The following is a 16101-nucleotide window of genomic DNA, read 5'->3' as shown; positions in this document are numbered from 1 at the left end:
CCCCCGACGAGCCCCAGCGGGCTCCCGGCGAGCCGCCGACCGGCTACGTGCCGGCCTCCGAATGGCCCTCGGCCCGATCACCAGGCGGTACGCCCTCCACGGGACGCCCCCGCACCTTGCCCGGTCCACACCATTTGGACCGTTCCGTCAAGGCCCTGCGCCCCCCATGATTCGTCCGATTGTGGACATCCAGCCTTATTCCCCTCAAGGTGGTTGATCTTTAGGATTTCCATGGGTACCCACCGCTCCTGATACATCCAGGATATGTGTCAACCAGAGGGACGGGCCGCACGTCTCGTTTCTGCTTAGACAGAGGCAGCAGGGTGGGGTGGAATGAGGGTGGGGGTTGAGGAGCGCAGTGTGGCGCTCCTCGATGATGTCGCGCGCACGGCTCCAAGCATCTGGACAAGGTCCTACGCTCGGATCCTGATGGCGGGCGATCTCGCTTGCGCGGTGATCGCCTGCGAAATCGTCGTAGGCACCCGGCTGTGGCTGGGCGCCTACGTACCCGGCACCGAGGCACTTCTCGGGCTGGCACTCGCACTGGCCTGGCCTGTGGCGATGGCGCTGGGGGGCGCCTACCGCAAGCGGCTGCACGGCGAGGGCACCGAGGAGTTCCGGGTGGTCTTCAATGGCGGTCTAGCGCTCACCGCCGCGGTGGCGATCGGCGCCTACGCGACCCAGACGAGCATCGCGCGCAGCTTTGTGATGGCGATGTTCCCGCTGGCGTTGCTGCTGACGTTGTTCTTCCGCTACCGGATGCGCAAAAGGCTGCATCGGCTACGAAAGCAAGGCGATTACGTAAGACAGATGGTGGCTGTAGGTCATCGCGAGGCCGTCCTCGACCTGGTGATGCAGTTTCGCCGCCAGCCGCACCACGGCATGCAGATCGTCGCCGCGTGCCTGCCCGACGGGGCTCCGGATCCGGTGATGGACGTGGACGGTGTCCAGGTCCTCGGCGACTTCGGTAGCGTTCCAGAGGCTGTGGCACGTGCTAAAGCCGACTCCGTGGCCATCCTGGCCTGCCCCGAGCTGGACGGCGCGGCCCTGCGCCGGCTGGCCTGGAGCCTGGAGGACGCCCGCACCGAGTTGTACGTCGCCCCGGCGCTGCTGGACGTCGCAGGTCCGCGGATCAGCATCCGGCCGATGGCGGGGATGCCGCTGCTGCACGTTGAGCACCCGGAGTTCGACGGGGCCAGGCGGCTGGTGAAGAACGCCTTCGACCGCGTCGTGGCCGGGGCGGCGCTGACCGTACTGGCCGTGCCCATGCTGGTCATCGCGGTGATCATCCGCGCGACCAGCGACGGGCCCGCGCTGTTCCGGCAGTCCAGGGTGGGCAAGGACGGGAGTGAGTTCCAGGTCTTCAAGTTCCGCACCATGGTCGCCGACGCCGAACGGCGCAAGCTCGAACTGCTCGGCGAAAACGAGTTCGACGGCGTGCTGTTCAAGATGCGCAAGGACCCGCGGATCACCCGCGTGGGAGGTTTCCTGCGCCGCTACTCGCTGGACGAACTCCCGCAACTGCTCAACGTGATCCGTGGCGAGATGTCCCTCGTCGGCCCACGTCCGCCGCTCCCCGACGAGGTGCGCAAGTACGGCGAGGACGTCCGCCGCCGCCTCGTCGTCAAGCCGGGCATGACCGGCCTGTGGCAGGTCAGCGGCCGATCCGACCTGTCCTGGGAGGAGTCGGTCCGGCTCGACCTGCGCTACGTGGAGAACTGGTCGCTCGTGCTCGATCTCCAGATCCTCTGGAAGACCTGGGCCGCCGTGATAAGCGGAGAAGGAGCCTACTGACCGTGAAAGCTCTGGTGCTGGCCGGCGGGGCGGGGACACGGCTGCGGCCGATCACCCACACGTCGGCCAAGCAGCTCGTGCCGGTCGCCAACAAGCCGGTGCTGTTCTACGGTCTCGAAGCGGTCGCCGCGGCGGGCGTCAGGGAGACCGGGATCGTGGTCGGCGACACGCACGCGGAGATCGAGGCGGCCGTCGGCGACGGTTCCGCGTTCGGCCTCCAGGTCACCTACCTGCGCCAGCACGCCCCGCTCGGGCTGGCGCACGCGGTCGCGATCGCTCGCGACTACCTCGCCGACGACGACTTCGTCATGTACCTCGGCGACAACTTCATCGTCGGCGGGATCAACGGGCTGGTGGACCGGTTCGCGCATGACCGGCCCGCCGCCCAGATCATGCTGACCCAGGTCGCCGACCCCGGGCAGTTCGGCGTCGCCGAACTCGACTCCGAAGGTCGCGTGGTCGGCCTTGAGGAGAAGCCCCGCCATCCCAAGAGCGACCTGGCCCTGGTCGGCGTCTACATGTTCACCGCCGCGATCCACGACGCGGTGGCGGAGCTGAAGCCGTCGGGGCGCGGTGAGCTGGAGATCACCGATGCGATCCAGTGGCTGATCGACGCGGGGCACCGGGTGGAGTCCACCATGGTCACCGGCTACTGGAAGGACACCGGCAACGTCACCGACATGCTGGAGGTCAACCGGCTCGTGCTGGAGTCGCTGCCCGCGCGGGTCGAGGGCACGGTCGATCCGGGCAGCGAGCTGATCGGCCGGGTGGTGGTGGAGCCGGGCGCGATGGTCACCCGTTCGCGCATCGTCGGCCCGGCCGTGATCGGCGCCGGGGCCGTGATCACCGGCAGCTACGTCGGCCCGTTCACCTCGATCGCGGCCGGCTGCTCGATCAGCCACAGCGAGATCGAGTACTCGATCGTGCTCCCGCGGGCGTCGATCTCCGGCGTGGGACGCATCGAGGCGTCGCTGATCGGACATGACGTCGAGGTCACGCCCGCTCCCGCCACGCCCCGAGCCCACCGCCTGGTGCTCGGCGACCACAGCAAGGTGCAGATCAGTTGCTGAACCCCCCTGGTGACCAGGGGCGCGTACTCGTGACCGGCGGCGCCGGGTTCATCGGCTCGCACTATGTGCGGGCGCTCGCCGCCGCCGGGGTCACGGTCACGGTCCTGGACAAGCTCACGTATGCCGGTAATCCCGCCAACCTGGACGGGACACCGCACGACTTCGTGCGCGGCGACATCTGCGACGCGCGGCTCCTCGCCGACGTGGTCCCGGGGCACGACGTGGTGGTCAACTTCGCCGCGGAGTCCCATGTGGACCGATCTATCGACGGGGCCGCCGACTTCGTGCGGACCAACGTGCTCGGTACCCAGACGCTCATGCAGGCGTGCCTTGCGGCCGGTACGCCGCGCGTGGTCCAGGTGTCCACCGACGAGGTCTACGGGTCGATCGAGTCCGGCTCATGGGCCGAGGACGCCCCGCTCGCGCCGCGCTCGCCGTACTCGGCGGCCAAGGCGGGCGGCGACCTGATCGCCCGCGCCTACGCGGTGACCCACGGCCTGCCGGTGTCGATCACCCGGTGCGGCAACAACTACGGGCCCAACCAGTACCCGGAGAAGGTCATCCCGCTGTTCGTCACCAACCTGCTCCAGGGCCGCAAGGTCCCCCTGTACGGCGACGGCGGCAACGTCCGCGACTGGATCCACGTCGAGGACCACTGCGCGGGCATCCGCCTGGTCGCCGAGCGCGGCGAGCCCGGCGAGGTCTACCACATCGCCGGTACCGCGGAGTTGACCAACGTCGAGCTGACCGGCAGGCTGCTGGCCGCCTGCGACGCGGACTGGGACATGGTCCAGCGGGTCCCCGACCGCAAGGGCCACGACCGGCGCTACTCCCTGGACGACGCCAAGCTGCGCGCGCTCGGCTACACCCCGCGGATCGGCTTCGAGGACGGCCTGGCCGCCACCGTGCGCTGGTACGCGGAGAACCCCGCCTGGTGGAAACCCCTGAAGGAGGGCACGCCGTGAGGTGGCTGGTGACCGGTGGTCAGGGCATGTTGGGCACCGACGTGGTGGCGGCGCTGCGCCGCGGGCCGGTGCCCGAGACGGTGGCCGCGCCCGGCCACGCCGAGCTGGACGTGCGCGACCCGCACGCCGTCGCCGCGGCCATGGAGGAGCACAAGCCCGACGTGGTGGTCAACTGCGCCGGATGGACCGCCGTGGACGCCGCCGAGGAGCACGAGGCCGAGGCCACAGTGGTCAACGGCGCGGCCGTGGAGTCGCTCGCGGCGGTCTGCGCCGGGTACGGCGCGCGGCTGGTCCAGATCTCCACGGACTACGTGTTCGACGGGACCGCGCGCGTGCCGTACGCCGAGGACCACCCGGTGAACCCGGTCAACGCCTATGGGCGCGGCAAGCTGGCGGGGGAGACCGCCGCGCTCGCGTACGGCCACCTGGTCGTGCGCACGGCGTGGCTCTACGGGCCGCGCGGCCGCAACTTCGTGCGGACCATGATCCGGCTGGCCGCCGAACGGGACACCATCGCGGTCGTGGACGACCAGACCGGCCAGCCCACCTGGACCGGCGACCTCGCGGCGCAGGTGCTCCGGCTGGCCCGTACCGAGGCCCCGAGCGGCGTCTACCACGGCACCAACGGGGGCCGGACGACCTGGCACGGCTTCGCCAGGGAGATCTTCGCCGCGCTCGGCGCGGACCCGGGACGGGTGACCCCCGTCCCGACCGCGCGCTACCCGCTGCCCGCCAGGCGGCCCGCCTACAGCGTGCTCGGGCACGAGGGCTGGGCGAGGGCCGGGCTGTCCCCCATGCGCGACTGGCGCACGGCGTTTCGCGACGCCTGGCCCTCGATGCTCGGGAAGGTTCAGTGACTCTTCAGCTTGTCGTAGTAGGCGAGGCAGGTCTGGTAGTCGGGAAGGAGGCCGCTCGCGCGGGCCTCGCCCAGCGACGGGGCGGCGTCGTCCTTGCCGGACAGCACCGGCGTGATGTCGGCGGGCCATTCGATGCCGAGTTCCGGGTCCAGCGGGTGGACGCCGTGCTCGCGCTGCGGCGCGTACCCCTCCGAGCACAGGTACACCACCGTGGCCTGCTCGGACAGGGCCATGAACGCGTGCCCGAGCCCTTCTGCGACGTACAGGCAGCGCCGCGACTCATCGTCCAGGCGCACCGCCTCCCAGCGCCCGAACCCGGGCGAGCCCACGCGCAGGTCCACCACCACGTCGAGCACCGCTCCGGACACGCAGGTGACGTACTTGGCCTGTCCGGGCGGCACGTCGGCGAAGTGGACGCCGCGGAGCACGCCGCGCCGGGAGACCGAGCAGTTGGCCTGCGCGAGACGCAGCCCGTGCCCGGCCGCCGCCCGCAAGGCGGGTTCCGAGTAGGTCTCCATGAACCGGCCGCGGTCGTCGGCGTGGACGCGCGGAGTGTGGCACCAGGCGCCTTCGATGCTGAGGGGATCCATGGGGCAGAGCATGCCACGCCTGAGCGGCGAAAGGCGTCTTCGAGAAGTGTGCTGTAACGCGTACGTCGGATCCAGCGAACTAGCTGTCGGCCAGCACGGCCATAAGGGAGACATCCAATGAGAACCTGCCGCCTGTGCGGCTCGGCGACCCTTGCGTCCGTCGTCGATCTGGGGGCCACGCCGCCTTGCGAGCGGATCCTCGCCGCGGCCGAGCTGGACGCCCCTGAACCCGCCTACCCGCTGCATCTGCGCGTGTGCACATCGTGCTGGCTGGCGCAGATCCCGCCGCTGATCACGCCGGAGGAGACGTTCACCGAGTATGCCTACTTCTCCTCCTTTTCGACCTCCTGGGTGGAGCACGCCCGCAGGTTCGTGGACGGGCTCGCGCTGGAACGTGACGCGTTCGTGGTGGAGGTCGCCAGCAACGACGGCTACCTGCTCCAGCACGTCGTCGAGCGGGGGGTGCGCTGCCTGGGCATCGAGCCGTCGGAGAACGTCGGCATGGCCGCCAGGGAGCGCGGCGTGCCGACGCGGACGGCGTTCCTGACGCCGGAGACGGGCGCCGCCGTACGGGCCGAGCACGGGCCCGCCTCGGTGGTCGTGGCCAACAACGTCTACGCGCACATCCCGGACATCGTGGGGTTCACCCGCGGTCTGCGGGCGCTGGTCGCCGACGACGGCAGGGTGTCCATCGAGGTGCAGCACCTGCTCACGCTCATCGAGCTGAACCAGTACGACACGATCTACCACGAGCACTTCCAGTACTACTCGGTCGCCGCCGCGCAGCGGGCGCTGGCCACCGGCGGGCTCGCGCTGGTGGACGTCGAGCTGCTGCCGACCCACGGTGGATCGATCCGGCTGTGGGCCGCCCCGGCCGAGCACGCGGGCGAGCCGTCGCCGGCCGTACTCGACGTGCTGGCCCGAGAGAAGGCCGCCGGGCTCACCGAACTGTCCGGCTACGCGGAGTTCGCCGCGCGGGTCGGCAAGGTGCGGCGGGACCTGCTGCGGTTCCTGATCCACGCCGCCGACCAGGGCAAGAAGGTCGCGGGGTACGGCGCGCCGGGCAAGGGCAACACGCTGCTCAACCACTGCGGCATCCGGCCCGACCTGCTGCCCTACACCGTCGACATGAACCCCTACAAGCACGGCAAGTACACCCCGGGAGCCCGCATCCCGATCCTGCCGCCGGAGCGGATCGCCGAAGACCGCCCCGACTACGTGCTGATCCTCCCGTGGAACCTGCGGGAGGAGCTGACCGCCCAGCTTTCCTATGTCCACGAGTGGGGAGGCCGCCTGGTCTTCCCGATCCCGAGCCTGGAGATGGTCTAGTGAAGGTCGTATTGTTCTGCGGCGGGTACGGCACGCGCATGCGCAGCGGGACACCCGGCGACGTGCCCAAGCCCATGCAACTCGTCGGACCACGCCCGCTGATCTGGCATGTGATGCGCTATTACGCGCACTTCGGCCACACTGACTTCGTGTTATGTCTCGGCTACGGCGCGCACCACATCAAGGAGTTCTTCCTGAACTACCAGGAGACCACCTCCAACGACTTCGTGCTGCGCGGCGGCCAGGTGGAACTGCTGTCCACCGACATCTCCGACTGGTCGATCACCTTCGTGCAGACCGGGATCGAGTCGCCGATCGGCGAACGGCTGCGCCGGGTCCGCGAGCACCTGGAGGGCGAAGAGGTGTTCCTGGCCAACTACGCCGACGTGCTGACCGACGCCCCGCTGCCGGACATCATCGACCGGTTCAACGGCGGCGACGTGGGCGCCTCGATGATGGTGGTCCCGCCGCCCGCCACCTTCCACTGCATCGAGGTGGGGGAGAACGGCCAGGTCGGCGGCGTGACGCCGGTCAGCGAGATGCCGCTGTGGGTCAACGGCGGCTACTTCGTGCTCCGCCAGGAGATCTTCGACCACATCCCGTCCGGCGGCGACCTGGTCGCCGACGGCTGCTTCGCGCTGGCCAAGAGCGGGCGGCTGCTGGCCTACCCGCACCGCGGCTACTGGCGGCCCACCGACACCGTCAAGGAACGGCTGGCACTGGACGAGGCGTACTCGCGCGGCGACCGGCCCTGGGCGGTATGGGAGCGTCCGGCGTGATCGGACTGCTGCCCACCGGGGCCGACCGGATCGTGGCGCTGGCCGCGCACTGCGACGACGTCCCGATCGGCGCCGGCGGCACGCTGCTCACGATCTGCTCGGCCCGCCCCGGTGTGCGGGTGGACGTGCTGGTGCTGTCCGGCGGCGGTACCCCTCGTGAGGACGAGGAGCGGGCCGCGCTCGCCGACTTCTGCCCGGGCGCCGACCTCCGGGTCAAGGTGCTCAAGCTGCCCGACGGGCGGCTGCCCGCGCACTGGGACGAGGCCAAGGACGCCCTGGAGGGGCTGCGCGCCGAGACCGAGCCGCACCTGCTCATCGCGCCCAGCCCGCACGACGCCCACCAGGACCACCGCGGCCTGGCCGAGCTGGTCCCCACGGCCTTCCGCGACCACCTGATGCTCGGCTACGAGATCGTCAAATGGGACGGCGACATGGGGCGGCCCTCGGTCTACCAGCCGCTCACCTCGGCCGTGGCCGCCGCCAAGGTGGCCCTGCTGATGCGTCACTACCCCTCGCAGTGGGGGCGTCCCTGGTATGACCGCGAGGCGTTCCTGGGCCTGGCCCGCATCCGCGGGATCGAGTGCCACGAGCGCTACGCGGAGGCTTTCCACGTGAACAAACTGACCTTGAATCTGGCTGGAGGCTGAGATTCGGATGCGCATATTGCTCACCGGTCACCAGGGCTATCTGGGGAGCGTGATGGCCCCGGTGCTCACGGCGGCCGGGCACGAGGTGGTCGGGCTGGACTCGGGGTTGTTCGCCGACTGCGTGCTCGGCCCGCCGCCGCCCGACCCGTCCGGGCACGCCGTTGATCTGCGCGATGTCACGCCCGACCTGCTGACCGGCATCGACGCCGTGATCCATCTGGCCGCACTGTCCAACGACCCGCTCGGGTCGCTGGCCCCCGAGCTGACCTATGAGATCAACCATCACGCTTCGGTACGGCTGGCCCGGATGGCTCGGGACGCGGGCGTCAAGCGGTTCATGTACGCCTCCACCTGCTCGGTCTATGGGGCCTCCGGCGGCGATGAACTGGTGGACGAGACCGCGCCGCTGCGGCCGGTCACCCCTTATGCCGAGTCCAAGGTGCGGGTGGAGGAGGACCTGGTCGCGCTGGCCGACGGCGACTTCACCCCGGTGTTCCTGCGCAACGCCACCGCGTTCGGCTACTCGCCCCGGCTGCGTGCCGACATCGTGCTGAACAACCTGGTCGCGCACGCCTACCTGACCGGCGAGGTGCGGGTGCTCTCCGACGGCACGCCGTGGCGGCCGCTGGTCCACGCCGAGGACATCGCGCGGGCCGTCATGGCGCTGCTCGCCGCCCCGCGCGAGGCCGTACACGCCAAGCCGTTCAACATCGGCACCGAGGTCAACAACGTCACCGTGGCGGAGATCGCCGCGCACGTCGTGGACGCGGTGCCGGGGGCCAAGCTGGTGATCACCGGCGAGGCTGGGCCCGACCCGCGCTCCTACCGGGTGGACTTCTCGGCGCTGCGCGCCGCCGTACCCGGGTTCGAGGCGACCTGGACGGTGGCCGCCGGCGCGACCGAACTACTGGACGCCTACACCAGGTACGGCCTGCGCGAGGCCGACTTCCAGCCGCGCTTCACCCGCCTGGTCCGGCTGGCCCAGCGGCGCGAGGACGGCACCATCGACGCCGAGCTGCGCCCCCGCGAGGGCCTGCGCGGCTCCCGCTCGCCGGAGGCCGTCGGACTGTGACCCTCGACATGCACGAGTTGGTGCGGCGGCTGTACCCCCTGTGCCGCAGCATCACCGGCGACGGGGTGCGGCGCACCCTTGAGATCGTCGGCGAGTCGATCCCGCTCGACGTGAGCGAGGTGCCGACCGGCACCGAGGTGCTCGACTGGATCGTGCCCAAGGAGTGGAACATCCGTGACGCCTACATCAAGGACGTCGCGACCGGCCGCAGGGTCGTCGACTTCAACGAGTCCAACCTGCACGTGGTCGGCTACAGCGTGCCCGTGCCGCCGACCGTGCTGAGCCTTGCCGAACTGCGCGGCCGGCTGCACACGTTGCCCGAGCAGCCGGACCTGATCCCCTACCGGACCAGCTACTACAAGGAGACCTGGGGGTTCTGCCTGCGGCACGAGACGCTGGCGGGGCTGCCCGAGGGCGACTACGAGGTCATGATCGACTCAACGCTCGCCGACGGGCACCTCACCTACGCCGAGCACGTGGTGCCCGGCCGTACCGACCGCGAGGTGCTGGTCTCCTGCCACGTGTGCCACCCGTCGCTGGCCAACGACAACCTGGCCGGCATCGCGGTGGCGGTGTCGCTGGCGCTCCGGCTCAAGGACCCCTACCACACCTACCGGTTCGTCTTCGCGCCCGGCACGATCGGGTCCATCACCTGGCTCGCCCGCAACCGGGAACGGGCCGCCCACAAGATCGCGCACGGGCTGGTACTGGCCTGCGCGGGCGACCGCGGCTCGCTCACCTACAAGCACAGCAGGCGCGGCGACGCCGAGATCGACCGGGCCGCCGCCCACGTGCTGCGCGCCTCCGGGCGCGAGCACACCGTCCTGCCCTTCTCGCCCTACGGCTACGACGAGAGGCAGTACTGCTCGCCCGGCTTCAACCTGCCGGTCGGGTGCATGACCCGCAGCACGTATGCGGGCTACCCGGAGTATCACACCTCCGGCGACGACCCTGACTTCGTCTCCGCGGAGGCGATGAGCGACACCCTGGAGACCTGCTGGGAGGTCTTCCAGGTGCTCGAACGCAACCGGCGCTACCTCAACCTCAGCCCGTACGGCGAGCCGCAACTCGGCAGGCGCGGCCTGTACGGCTCGCTGGGCGGGCGTAGCGACACCCAGCGACTCCAGATGGCAATGCTGTGGGTGCTCAATCAGTCCGACGGCGTCTCGCCGGACTGCGCTCTGCTCGACATCGCGGAAAAGTCCGGTCTGCCGTTCGACGCCGTCGCGGAAGCAGCGCGGGCGCTGGCCGAGGCCGGGCTGCTGAAGGAGATCCGATGAGTACCAACTTACGGGTCGGCGACGTGGTCGAGGTCCGCAGCGCGGACGAGATCCTGGCCACCCTCGACGAGAACGGCGAACTGGAGAACCTCCCGTTCATGCCGGAGATGCTGCGCTTTTGCGGGCAGCGGATGACCGTGCACAAGGTCGCGCACAAGCTGTGCGACACGATCAGCCGCAGCGGCATCCGCCGGATGGAACGGGCCGTCCACCTGACCGGGGCGCGCTGTGACGGCGCCGCTCATGGCGGCTGCCAGACCGCCTGCTCGCTGTACTGGAAGGAGGCGTGGCTCAAGCCGGCCTCCGGCCCGCCGCCCACCGAGGAACCGCCGCGCAGCCTGCCGCTCCTTACGATCAGTACCCGCCGGGAGGACGGCGAGGACGGCGAGGCCCGGTACCGCTGCCAGGCCACCGAACTCCTCCGGGCCGCGCCCACCTGCCTGCCGTTCGGCTCACTGCGGCAGTACGCCGACGACGTGCGCAGCGGGAACGTCGGGGTGGCGGGGAGCGTCCGCACCTTCCTGGTGGGGCTGTTCAACCGCTTCCAGGACCGCGCCAAGCGGTACCTGCCCCGGTGGCTGTGGATCAAGGACGGCCTGCGCTGGGGATTCGTCAAGGGCGGCGTCACCGAGGGCAAGACCCCGACCGCCACGCTCGGCCTCCAGCCGGGCGAGGTCGTCAGGATCAAATCCAAGGCCGAGATCATGGCCACCCTCAACGCCGACCTGCTCAACCGCGGCATGGGCTTCGAGGAGGAGATGGCCCGCTACTGCGGCCGGACGGCGCGCGTGCGCGCCCGGGTCGAGCGGTGCATCGACGAGAAGACCGGCCGCCTGCTGACGATGAAGAACCCGTGCATCATCCTTGAGGACATCGTCTGCGCGGGTGTGTACAACGCCAACTGCCCCAGGGAGTTCGTGCCGTTCTGGCGGGAGATCTGGCTGGAGCGCGTCCCCGCGGCCGTTGGCCCGGTCAAGGAGCCTGTTAGCGGATGAAGGAACAACCGCCGGACACCACTGACGGCCTCGCCGACATCGGCCGCAAGGCCGGTCGCGGGCTGGGCTGGAGCCTGCTCGGCAACGTGGTGATGAAGGCGGGCTCGTTCGTCATGAGCCTGGTGCTGGCGCGGCTGATCGACGCCGACCAGTTCGGCGTCTTCGCGGTCGCGCTGGCCGCCAGCCAGCTCATGCTGCACATCAACGACGCCGGGATCATCGCGGCGACCGTGCAGTGGCGCGGGCGGCTTTCGGAGATCGCGCCGACGGCCACCGTGATGGCGATCGTCTCCAGCGTCACCCTGTACGCGATCTTCTGGACCGCCGCCCCGCTCTACGCGCTCTTCGTGGGGAGCGAGGACGCGGTCGGGGTGATGCGGGTGCTCATGCTGACCAACGTGGTCTACGGCCTGTCGGCGGTGCGCAGCGCGGCGCTGATGCGCCGCTTCGAGCACGGCAAACTGGCGCTGGCCAACCTGATCGGCTTCTGCGGCAACGCGGCCCTGGCCATCACCCTGGCCGCGCACGGCACGGGGGCGATGAGCTTCGCCTACGGCCAGCTCCTCCAGGCCGTGATCACCGGCATTCTGGTGATCGTGTTCGCGCGGGTGCGCATCCGCATCGGCCTGGACCGCGCGGTGGCCCGCAGTCTGCTCGTCTTCGGCCTGCCGCTGTGCGTGACGATGGGCATCGAGGGCCTGCTGCTCAACGTGGACCTGCTGCTGGTCGGCAGCGCCGTGGACGAGCGCGCGCTGGGCCTGTACCTGATGGCGTTCAACATCTCGGCATGGGTGCCGGGGCTGATCGGCACCGCCGTACGCTACGTGGCCCTGCCCAGCTTCTCCCGGCTGGCCGAGGACTCCTCCGCCGACGCGGTCTCCGAAGGGGCCCGGCGGGCCATCCCCATGCTGGCCTCCGTGGTGCTCCCGGTCGCGGTGCTGATGGGCGTGCTCGCGCCCGCCCTGGTCACCTTCCTGTACGGCCCCGAGTGGGCGCCCGCCGCCGAGGCGCTGCGCTTCCTGGCCATCGTGATGACCGTGCGCATGCTCAGCGCACTGGTCACCGACATCCTGGCCGCGCTCGGCAGCACCAAGGCCACCATGTGGCTGAACCTCTCCTGGGTCGGCATGCTCGTGCCGGCCCTGCTCATCGGGGGGCGGCTGGACGGCATCAGGGGCGCGGCCATCGCGCACGCCTGCGTCGCCGTGCTGTACGCGCTGCCGGTGATGGTCCTCGTCATGCACCGCGCGGGGGTCCGGCTGCCCCCCGTCGCGCTCGGCCTGCTGCGCCCGCTGCTGGGCGGGGCCGTGGCGGCGGTCGTGATGACCCTGCTCGCCGGCGTGGTGGGCGAATCCCCGTTCGTTCAGCTCTGTGTGGCGGGCGGGGGCGGGCTGCTGGCCTTCGCCCTCGTCGTCGTGCCCCGGGCCGTGATGGTCTCGATGGCCGTCAAGGCCGGGCTGCGCCCCGCCCTGAGGAAGGAATCCGATGCCTGACACCATGCCACTGGTCTCCATCGGGCTGCCCGTCTACAACGGGGCCGGCCGGGTGCCCGGAGTGGTCCGTTCGGTTCTCGCCCAGGACCACGCCAACCTGGAACTGGTGATCTGCGACAACGGCTCGACCGACGACACCGAGGAGGTGTGCAGACGGCTGGCCGCGCTCGACGAGCGGATCGTCTATCACCGCCACCCGCGCAACCTGGGCCTGCTCAACAACTTCATCTCGGCGATCGACCTGGCCAGGGGCGAGTACTTCCGCTGGGTCGGCGACGACGACCGGCTGGAACCGCAGTGCGTGACCCGCTCGCTGGAGCCCTTCCTGCGCGATGAGCGGATCGTCCTGGTCACCACGCAGGTCGCCTACATCGGCCCGGACGGCGCCGTCGAGACCGCCGCCTACGAGGGCACCGCGCTGGGCTCGGCCGACCCGGTCGAGCGGTTCGCCGAGATGCTGCGCCTGCTCAACCAGAGCCACCTGCTGATCGACCCGCTGTACGGGATGGTCAGGCGGGAGCCGGTGCGGGCGATACCGCGCCGCAACATGCTCCGCGAGGACGAGGTGTTCGCCACCAAACTGGCCCTGGCCGGGCCGTGGGCGCACGTCCCCGAGGTGCTGGCGCACCGCAACTGGAAGCACGACCGGCTGCCCAAGCTGGCCCGCCGCCTCGACGTGCCCGCCTGGCAGGCCAGGTTCGCCACGCTGCTCCAGTGCCGCGAGATGCTGCGCTGGCTGCCGCTGGCCGGTCTCACCCCCGCCCAGCACCGCCGCGCCCGCGCGGCGGTGCTGCGCATGTACGGCACCCGCCACCGCCGCACGCTGGCCCACCGCACCCGCAAGCTGGCCCGCATGGCCGCCTCGGTGGCGGCGTCACGCGGAACGGCCCACGGCTGAACCCTCACCCTTCTCATCCAGGTCAGTGTGGTGAACCGAACGCCTACCATCCCGCCGGCGCGAGACGGCCGAGCGCACGGCCTCCCGCAGCGCGGGCCAGGTTCGGTGCCGCTGGAACGGCCACTCGAAGGCCGCCGCGAACAGTCGCGCCACCACGAGCGTGAGCGGAACCGCGAGCGCCAGCGTGGCCAGGAACTTCCCGGTGCCCGGCGCGGCGAACGGCTCGACCACCAACAGGCTCACCACGACGACCAGCGGCGCGTGGGTCAGGTAGAGGCTGTAGGAGAACGACCCGAGCGCGCGTACCGGCCGGGTGTCCAAGAACCGCAGGAACCACCGCGGTCGTCCGGTCGCCACCGCGGCGAGCAGCAGGCCGACCGACGGGCCGATCGCGAGGTCGGCCCAGAAGAAGTTGCCGACCGTCCACACCGAGCCCTTGACCAGGATCAGCGCGAGCACCGGCAGGAAGGCGAGCAGCGCCAGCCAGTGCCAGGGCAGCCGGCGCGTCCGCTCCCCGGCGGACACGACGCCCGCCGCCACGACACCGATTGCGAACAGCGCGGCGAACTGCGGCGTGAGCCGCATCAGCGCGTCCACGGCGGGCACGCTCGGGGCCAGCGCCCCGACCGCGGCCACGACCACGGTCACCGCGCCCAGCATGACGGCGGCCCCGGCCCTGCGCACGACCAGAATCAGGAGCGGGAAGACCAGGTAGAGCTGGGCTTCCACGGCGATCGACCACAGCGCGCCGTTCGGGCTGGGCGAACCGAAGACGTCCTGCAACAGCAGGCCGTAGATCAGCACCGATTTGAGGGTCGGTACCTCCTCGCCCGGCTGGGGGACCAGCGTCCAGGCGATGACCAGGCTCATCGCCAGGGCAGGCCAGTAGGGCGGCAGGATGCGCCACAACCGCCGGTGGGCGAACCTCCGCAGGCCGCCGAGCCGCCAGCCGGCCCGCGCCGGGGCGACGGCGAGGGAGAAGCCGGACAGCACGATGAAGACGCCCACCGCGAAGTGCCCGTACAGCAGCCAGCCGGACCACCACGGGCCCGTGTCGGCCGGAAAACCGGTGTAGGACAGCAGCCGGCAGTGGTGCAGGACGACGAAGAGCGCCGCGAGCCCACGAATTCCGTCGAGCCCGGCGAGCCGGGCGCGGCCGTCCGCGGCCGGCACAGAACGTTGCATTCAGGTGACTCCAGTCGCCGATGTGTCATTTGGCGGCACTACCGGGCGAAGCGGGCTGGCGACGATGGAGTGGTCGCACGGGGGGTTCGGCCCTCGGCTGTTAATCGAATGAAAGGCTCTCTGCGTAACATGAATCCGAAGAGATGAAAGATCATGGGATCGTTCCAGATGCGGCGTTTTGTGCCGTTTTATGCTTGAGTGTGCTGATGTTTCATGCCTTGACAACCCAAAGGTTGACGGTTTCATATGTGGGTGGAGCGCTACACCTGGTAACAGGCAGGCTGCCGCGGACGATGGCCAACGACGGTGTCCCAGGGTTGCCGGCGCCCTGGCGCACATAGAGGGCGGGAAATAATGGAGTTCTGGAAGACCATATTTGATCTTGCCCGGAGGAAGCTCGTCGGCCCTCCGGTGGTCCTCGTGTCCCTGATCCTGGCCTCCGCCGCCTACCTGCTGGTGCCGTCCACCTACGTGTCCAGCGTGTCGATGGTGCTGACCACCTCCCCGAACGGCGGCACGCTGACCCCCGACCCCGAACGGCAGGGCGGCCTGACCAACCCGCTGCTCCAGTTCAGCGAAGGGCTGCGGGTCACCGCGGGCGTGATCATCGCGACGATGAACTCCCCGGAGACGCTGGCCGAGCTGGGGATCGTCGAGGGGGGCGACACCTCGATCGTCATCAACGACGGGCGCAGCAACGCCGAACTGCTGGCCGCCAGCGTGAGCGGGCCGTTCGTCTACGTGGAGACCACCAGCAGATCCGCCAAGAAGGCGAAGGACACCACCGCGCGGGCCCAGCGGCTGCTCCGCCAGGAGCTCGTCGACCGGCAGCGCGAGCTGAACGCCCCCCGCTCCACCTACATCGTCGTCGTCGATGTCGTCCCGCCGAGCGCTCCCGAGGAGTCCACGTCCACCAAGCTCCAGATCGCCGCCGCGACGTTCGTGTTCTGCGTGATCGCCGGGCTGGCCATCGCCTACTTCATCCGGCGGCGGCATATCCTGCGCGCCGAGGGCGCCGGGGGCGACGGGCCGCCGCTGCCCGCCCCGGTCGCCGCGGCCCTGACGATCGACAGGGCGGAGCAGCCGGTGCTCGGGCGTCCGGAAGAACCCGACGCCGGCCTCATCCGGCCCGCGCCCAGACCGGCCC

15 protein-coding genes are annotated in these 16101 nt (G+C 70.3%); 13 read left to right on the top strand and 2 right to left on the bottom strand.

The features are described 5' to 3' along the window. The first annotated feature begins 333 nt into the window (after positions 1–333). Genes C1I98_RS19885 through rfbD form a run of 4 tightly spaced genes read left to right on the top strand, consistent with a single transcriptional unit; the run spans position 334 to position 4686 of the window. Positions 334–1794, top strand: coding sequence for a sugar transferase (locus C1I98_RS19885; RefSeq protein ID WP_111168934.1), 1461 nt, complete (start codon positions 334–336; stop codon positions 1792–1794). Between the two features lie 2 nt (positions 1795–1796). Continuing rightward, entirely contained in the window at positions 1797–2864 is a 1068-nt protein-coding gene (locus C1I98_RS19880; protein WP_111168933.1) for a glucose-1-phosphate thymidylyltransferase, read from the top strand. Beyond that, positions 2858–3829 carry a dTDP-glucose 4,6-dehydratase gene (gene rfbB / locus C1I98_RS19875; RefSeq protein WP_233508012.1) on the top strand — a complete coding sequence of 324 codons (972 nt, stop codon included), beginning with the start codon at positions 2858–2860 and terminating at the stop codon, positions 3827–3829. Before C1I98_RS19880 ends, rfbB begins: the two co-directional genes overlap by 7 nt. Beyond that, positions 3826–4686: a dTDP-4-dehydrorhamnose reductase gene (gene rfbD, locus C1I98_RS19870; protein WP_111168931.1), complete on the top strand. Its 861-nt coding sequence runs from the start codon at positions 3826–3828 to the stop codon at positions 4684–4686. Before rfbB ends, rfbD begins: the two co-directional genes overlap by 4 nt. Here rfbD and rfbC read toward each other — a convergent pair. Then, the gene (gene rfbC / locus C1I98_RS19865) at positions 4680–5276 is read right to left on the bottom strand and encodes a dTDP-4-dehydrorhamnose 3,5-epimerase (protein ID WP_111168936.1); all 597 of its coding nucleotides are present in this window, start codon (positions 5274–5276) and stop codon (positions 4680–4682) included. The genes rfbD and rfbC overlap by 7 nt on opposite strands. Positions 5277–5393: 117 nt before the next feature. Here rfbC and C1I98_RS19860 point away from each other — a divergent pair, with 117 nt between their 5' ends. From C1I98_RS19860 to C1I98_RS19825, 8 genes are read left to right on the top strand one after another with little or no spacing between them, the layout of a single operon-like run. After that, positions 5394–6605, top strand: a complete 1212-nt coding sequence (locus C1I98_RS19860) for a class I SAM-dependent methyltransferase (RefSeq protein ID WP_111168930.1) — start codon at positions 5394–5396, stop codon at positions 6603–6605. Next, a complete protein-coding gene (locus C1I98_RS19855; protein WP_111168929.1) occupies positions 6605–7384 on the top strand; it encodes a sugar phosphate nucleotidyltransferase in 780 nt (259 codons plus the stop codon). The genes C1I98_RS19860 and C1I98_RS19855 overlap by 1 nt, the downstream gene beginning before the upstream one ends. Continuing rightward, a complete protein-coding gene (locus tag C1I98_RS19850) occupies positions 7381–8031 on the top strand; it encodes a PIG-L deacetylase family protein (protein WP_233508011.1) in 651 nt (216 codons plus the stop codon). Before C1I98_RS19855 ends, C1I98_RS19850 begins: the two co-directional genes overlap by 4 nt. Before the next feature lie 7 nt (positions 8032–8038). Continuing rightward, a complete protein-coding gene (locus C1I98_RS19845; RefSeq protein ID WP_111168927.1) occupies positions 8039–9103 on the top strand; it encodes an NAD-dependent epimerase/dehydratase family protein in 1065 nt (354 codons plus the stop codon). A gap of 8 nt (positions 9104–9111) precedes the next feature. Then, complete coding sequence (locus tag C1I98_RS19840) at positions 9112–10383, top strand: DUF4910 domain-containing protein (RefSeq protein WP_111168935.1); 1272 nt, start codon at positions 9112–9114, stop codon at positions 10381–10383. Beyond that, on the top strand, positions 10380–11378 hold the full coding sequence (locus tag C1I98_RS19835) for a hypothetical protein (protein ID WP_111168926.1): 999 nt from the start codon (positions 10380–10382) through the stop codon (positions 11376–11378). Before C1I98_RS19840 ends, C1I98_RS19835 begins: the two co-directional genes overlap by 4 nt. Next, complete coding sequence (locus C1I98_RS19830; protein WP_111168925.1) at positions 11375–12871, top strand: oligosaccharide flippase family protein; 1497 nt, start codon at positions 11375–11377, stop codon at positions 12869–12871. The genes C1I98_RS19835 and C1I98_RS19830 overlap by 4 nt, the downstream gene beginning before the upstream one ends. Beyond that, complete coding sequence (locus C1I98_RS19825) at positions 12864–13769, top strand: glycosyltransferase family 2 protein (protein WP_111168924.1); 906 nt, start codon at positions 12864–12866, stop codon at positions 13767–13769. The genes C1I98_RS19830 and C1I98_RS19825 overlap by 8 nt, the downstream gene beginning before the upstream one ends. Here C1I98_RS19825 and C1I98_RS19820 read toward each other — a convergent pair. Next, positions 13746–14954, bottom strand: coding sequence for an acyltransferase family protein (locus C1I98_RS19820; RefSeq protein ID WP_111168923.1), 1209 nt, complete (start codon positions 14952–14954; stop codon positions 13746–13748). The genes C1I98_RS19825 and C1I98_RS19820 overlap by 24 nt on opposite strands. 420 nt (positions 14955–15374) lie before the next feature. Between C1I98_RS19820 and C1I98_RS19815 the strand changes: the two genes are divergently transcribed. Beyond that, positions 15375–16101, top strand: a 727-nt coding sequence (locus tag C1I98_RS19815; protein ID WP_146607530.1) for a hypothetical protein, incomplete at its 3' end; no start/stop codon positions are given.

The sequence above is a fragment of the Spongiactinospora gelatinilytica genome (assembly GCF_003236385.1).
Lineage (GTDB): Bacteria > Actinomycetota > Actinomycetes > Streptosporangiales > Streptosporangiaceae > Spongiactinospora > Spongiactinospora gelatinilytica.
This window is presented reverse-complemented; position numbering and strand designations above follow the sequence as displayed.

Bases quoted from the DNA above. Each gene is read 5' to 3' on its own strand.
- C1I98_RS19845 (WP_111168927.1), top strand. From the start codon at position 8,039: ATGCGCATATTGCTCACCGGTCACCAGGGCTATCTGGGGAGCGTGATG.
- C1I98_RS19885 (WP_111168934.1), top strand. From the start codon at position 334: ATGAGGGTGGGGGTTGAGGAGCGCAGTGTGGCGCTCCTCGATGATGTC.
- C1I98_RS19840 (WP_111168935.1), top strand. From the start codon at position 9,112: ATGCACGAGTTGGTGCGGCGGCTGTACCCCCTGTGCCGCAGCATCACC.
- C1I98_RS19820 (WP_111168923.1), bottom strand. From the start codon at position 14,954: ATGCAACGTTCTGTGCCGGCCGCGGACGGCCGCGCCCGGCTCGCCGGG.
- C1I98_RS19860 (WP_111168930.1), top strand. From the start codon at position 5,394: ATGAGAACCTGCCGCCTGTGCGGCTCGGCGACCCTTGCGTCCGTCGTC.
- C1I98_RS19825 (WP_111168924.1), top strand. From the start codon at position 12,864: ATGCCTGACACCATGCCACTGGTCTCCATCGGGCTGCCCGTCTACAAC.
- rfbC (WP_111168936.1), bottom strand. From the start codon at position 5,276: ATGGATCCCCTCAGCATCGAAGGCGCCTGGTGCCACACTCCGCGCGTC.
- C1I98_RS19830 (WP_111168925.1), top strand. From the start codon at position 11,375: ATGAAGGAACAACCGCCGGACACCACTGACGGCCTCGCCGACATCGGC.
- C1I98_RS19835 (WP_111168926.1), top strand. From the start codon at position 10,380: ATGAGTACCAACTTACGGGTCGGCGACGTGGTCGAGGTCCGCAGCGCG.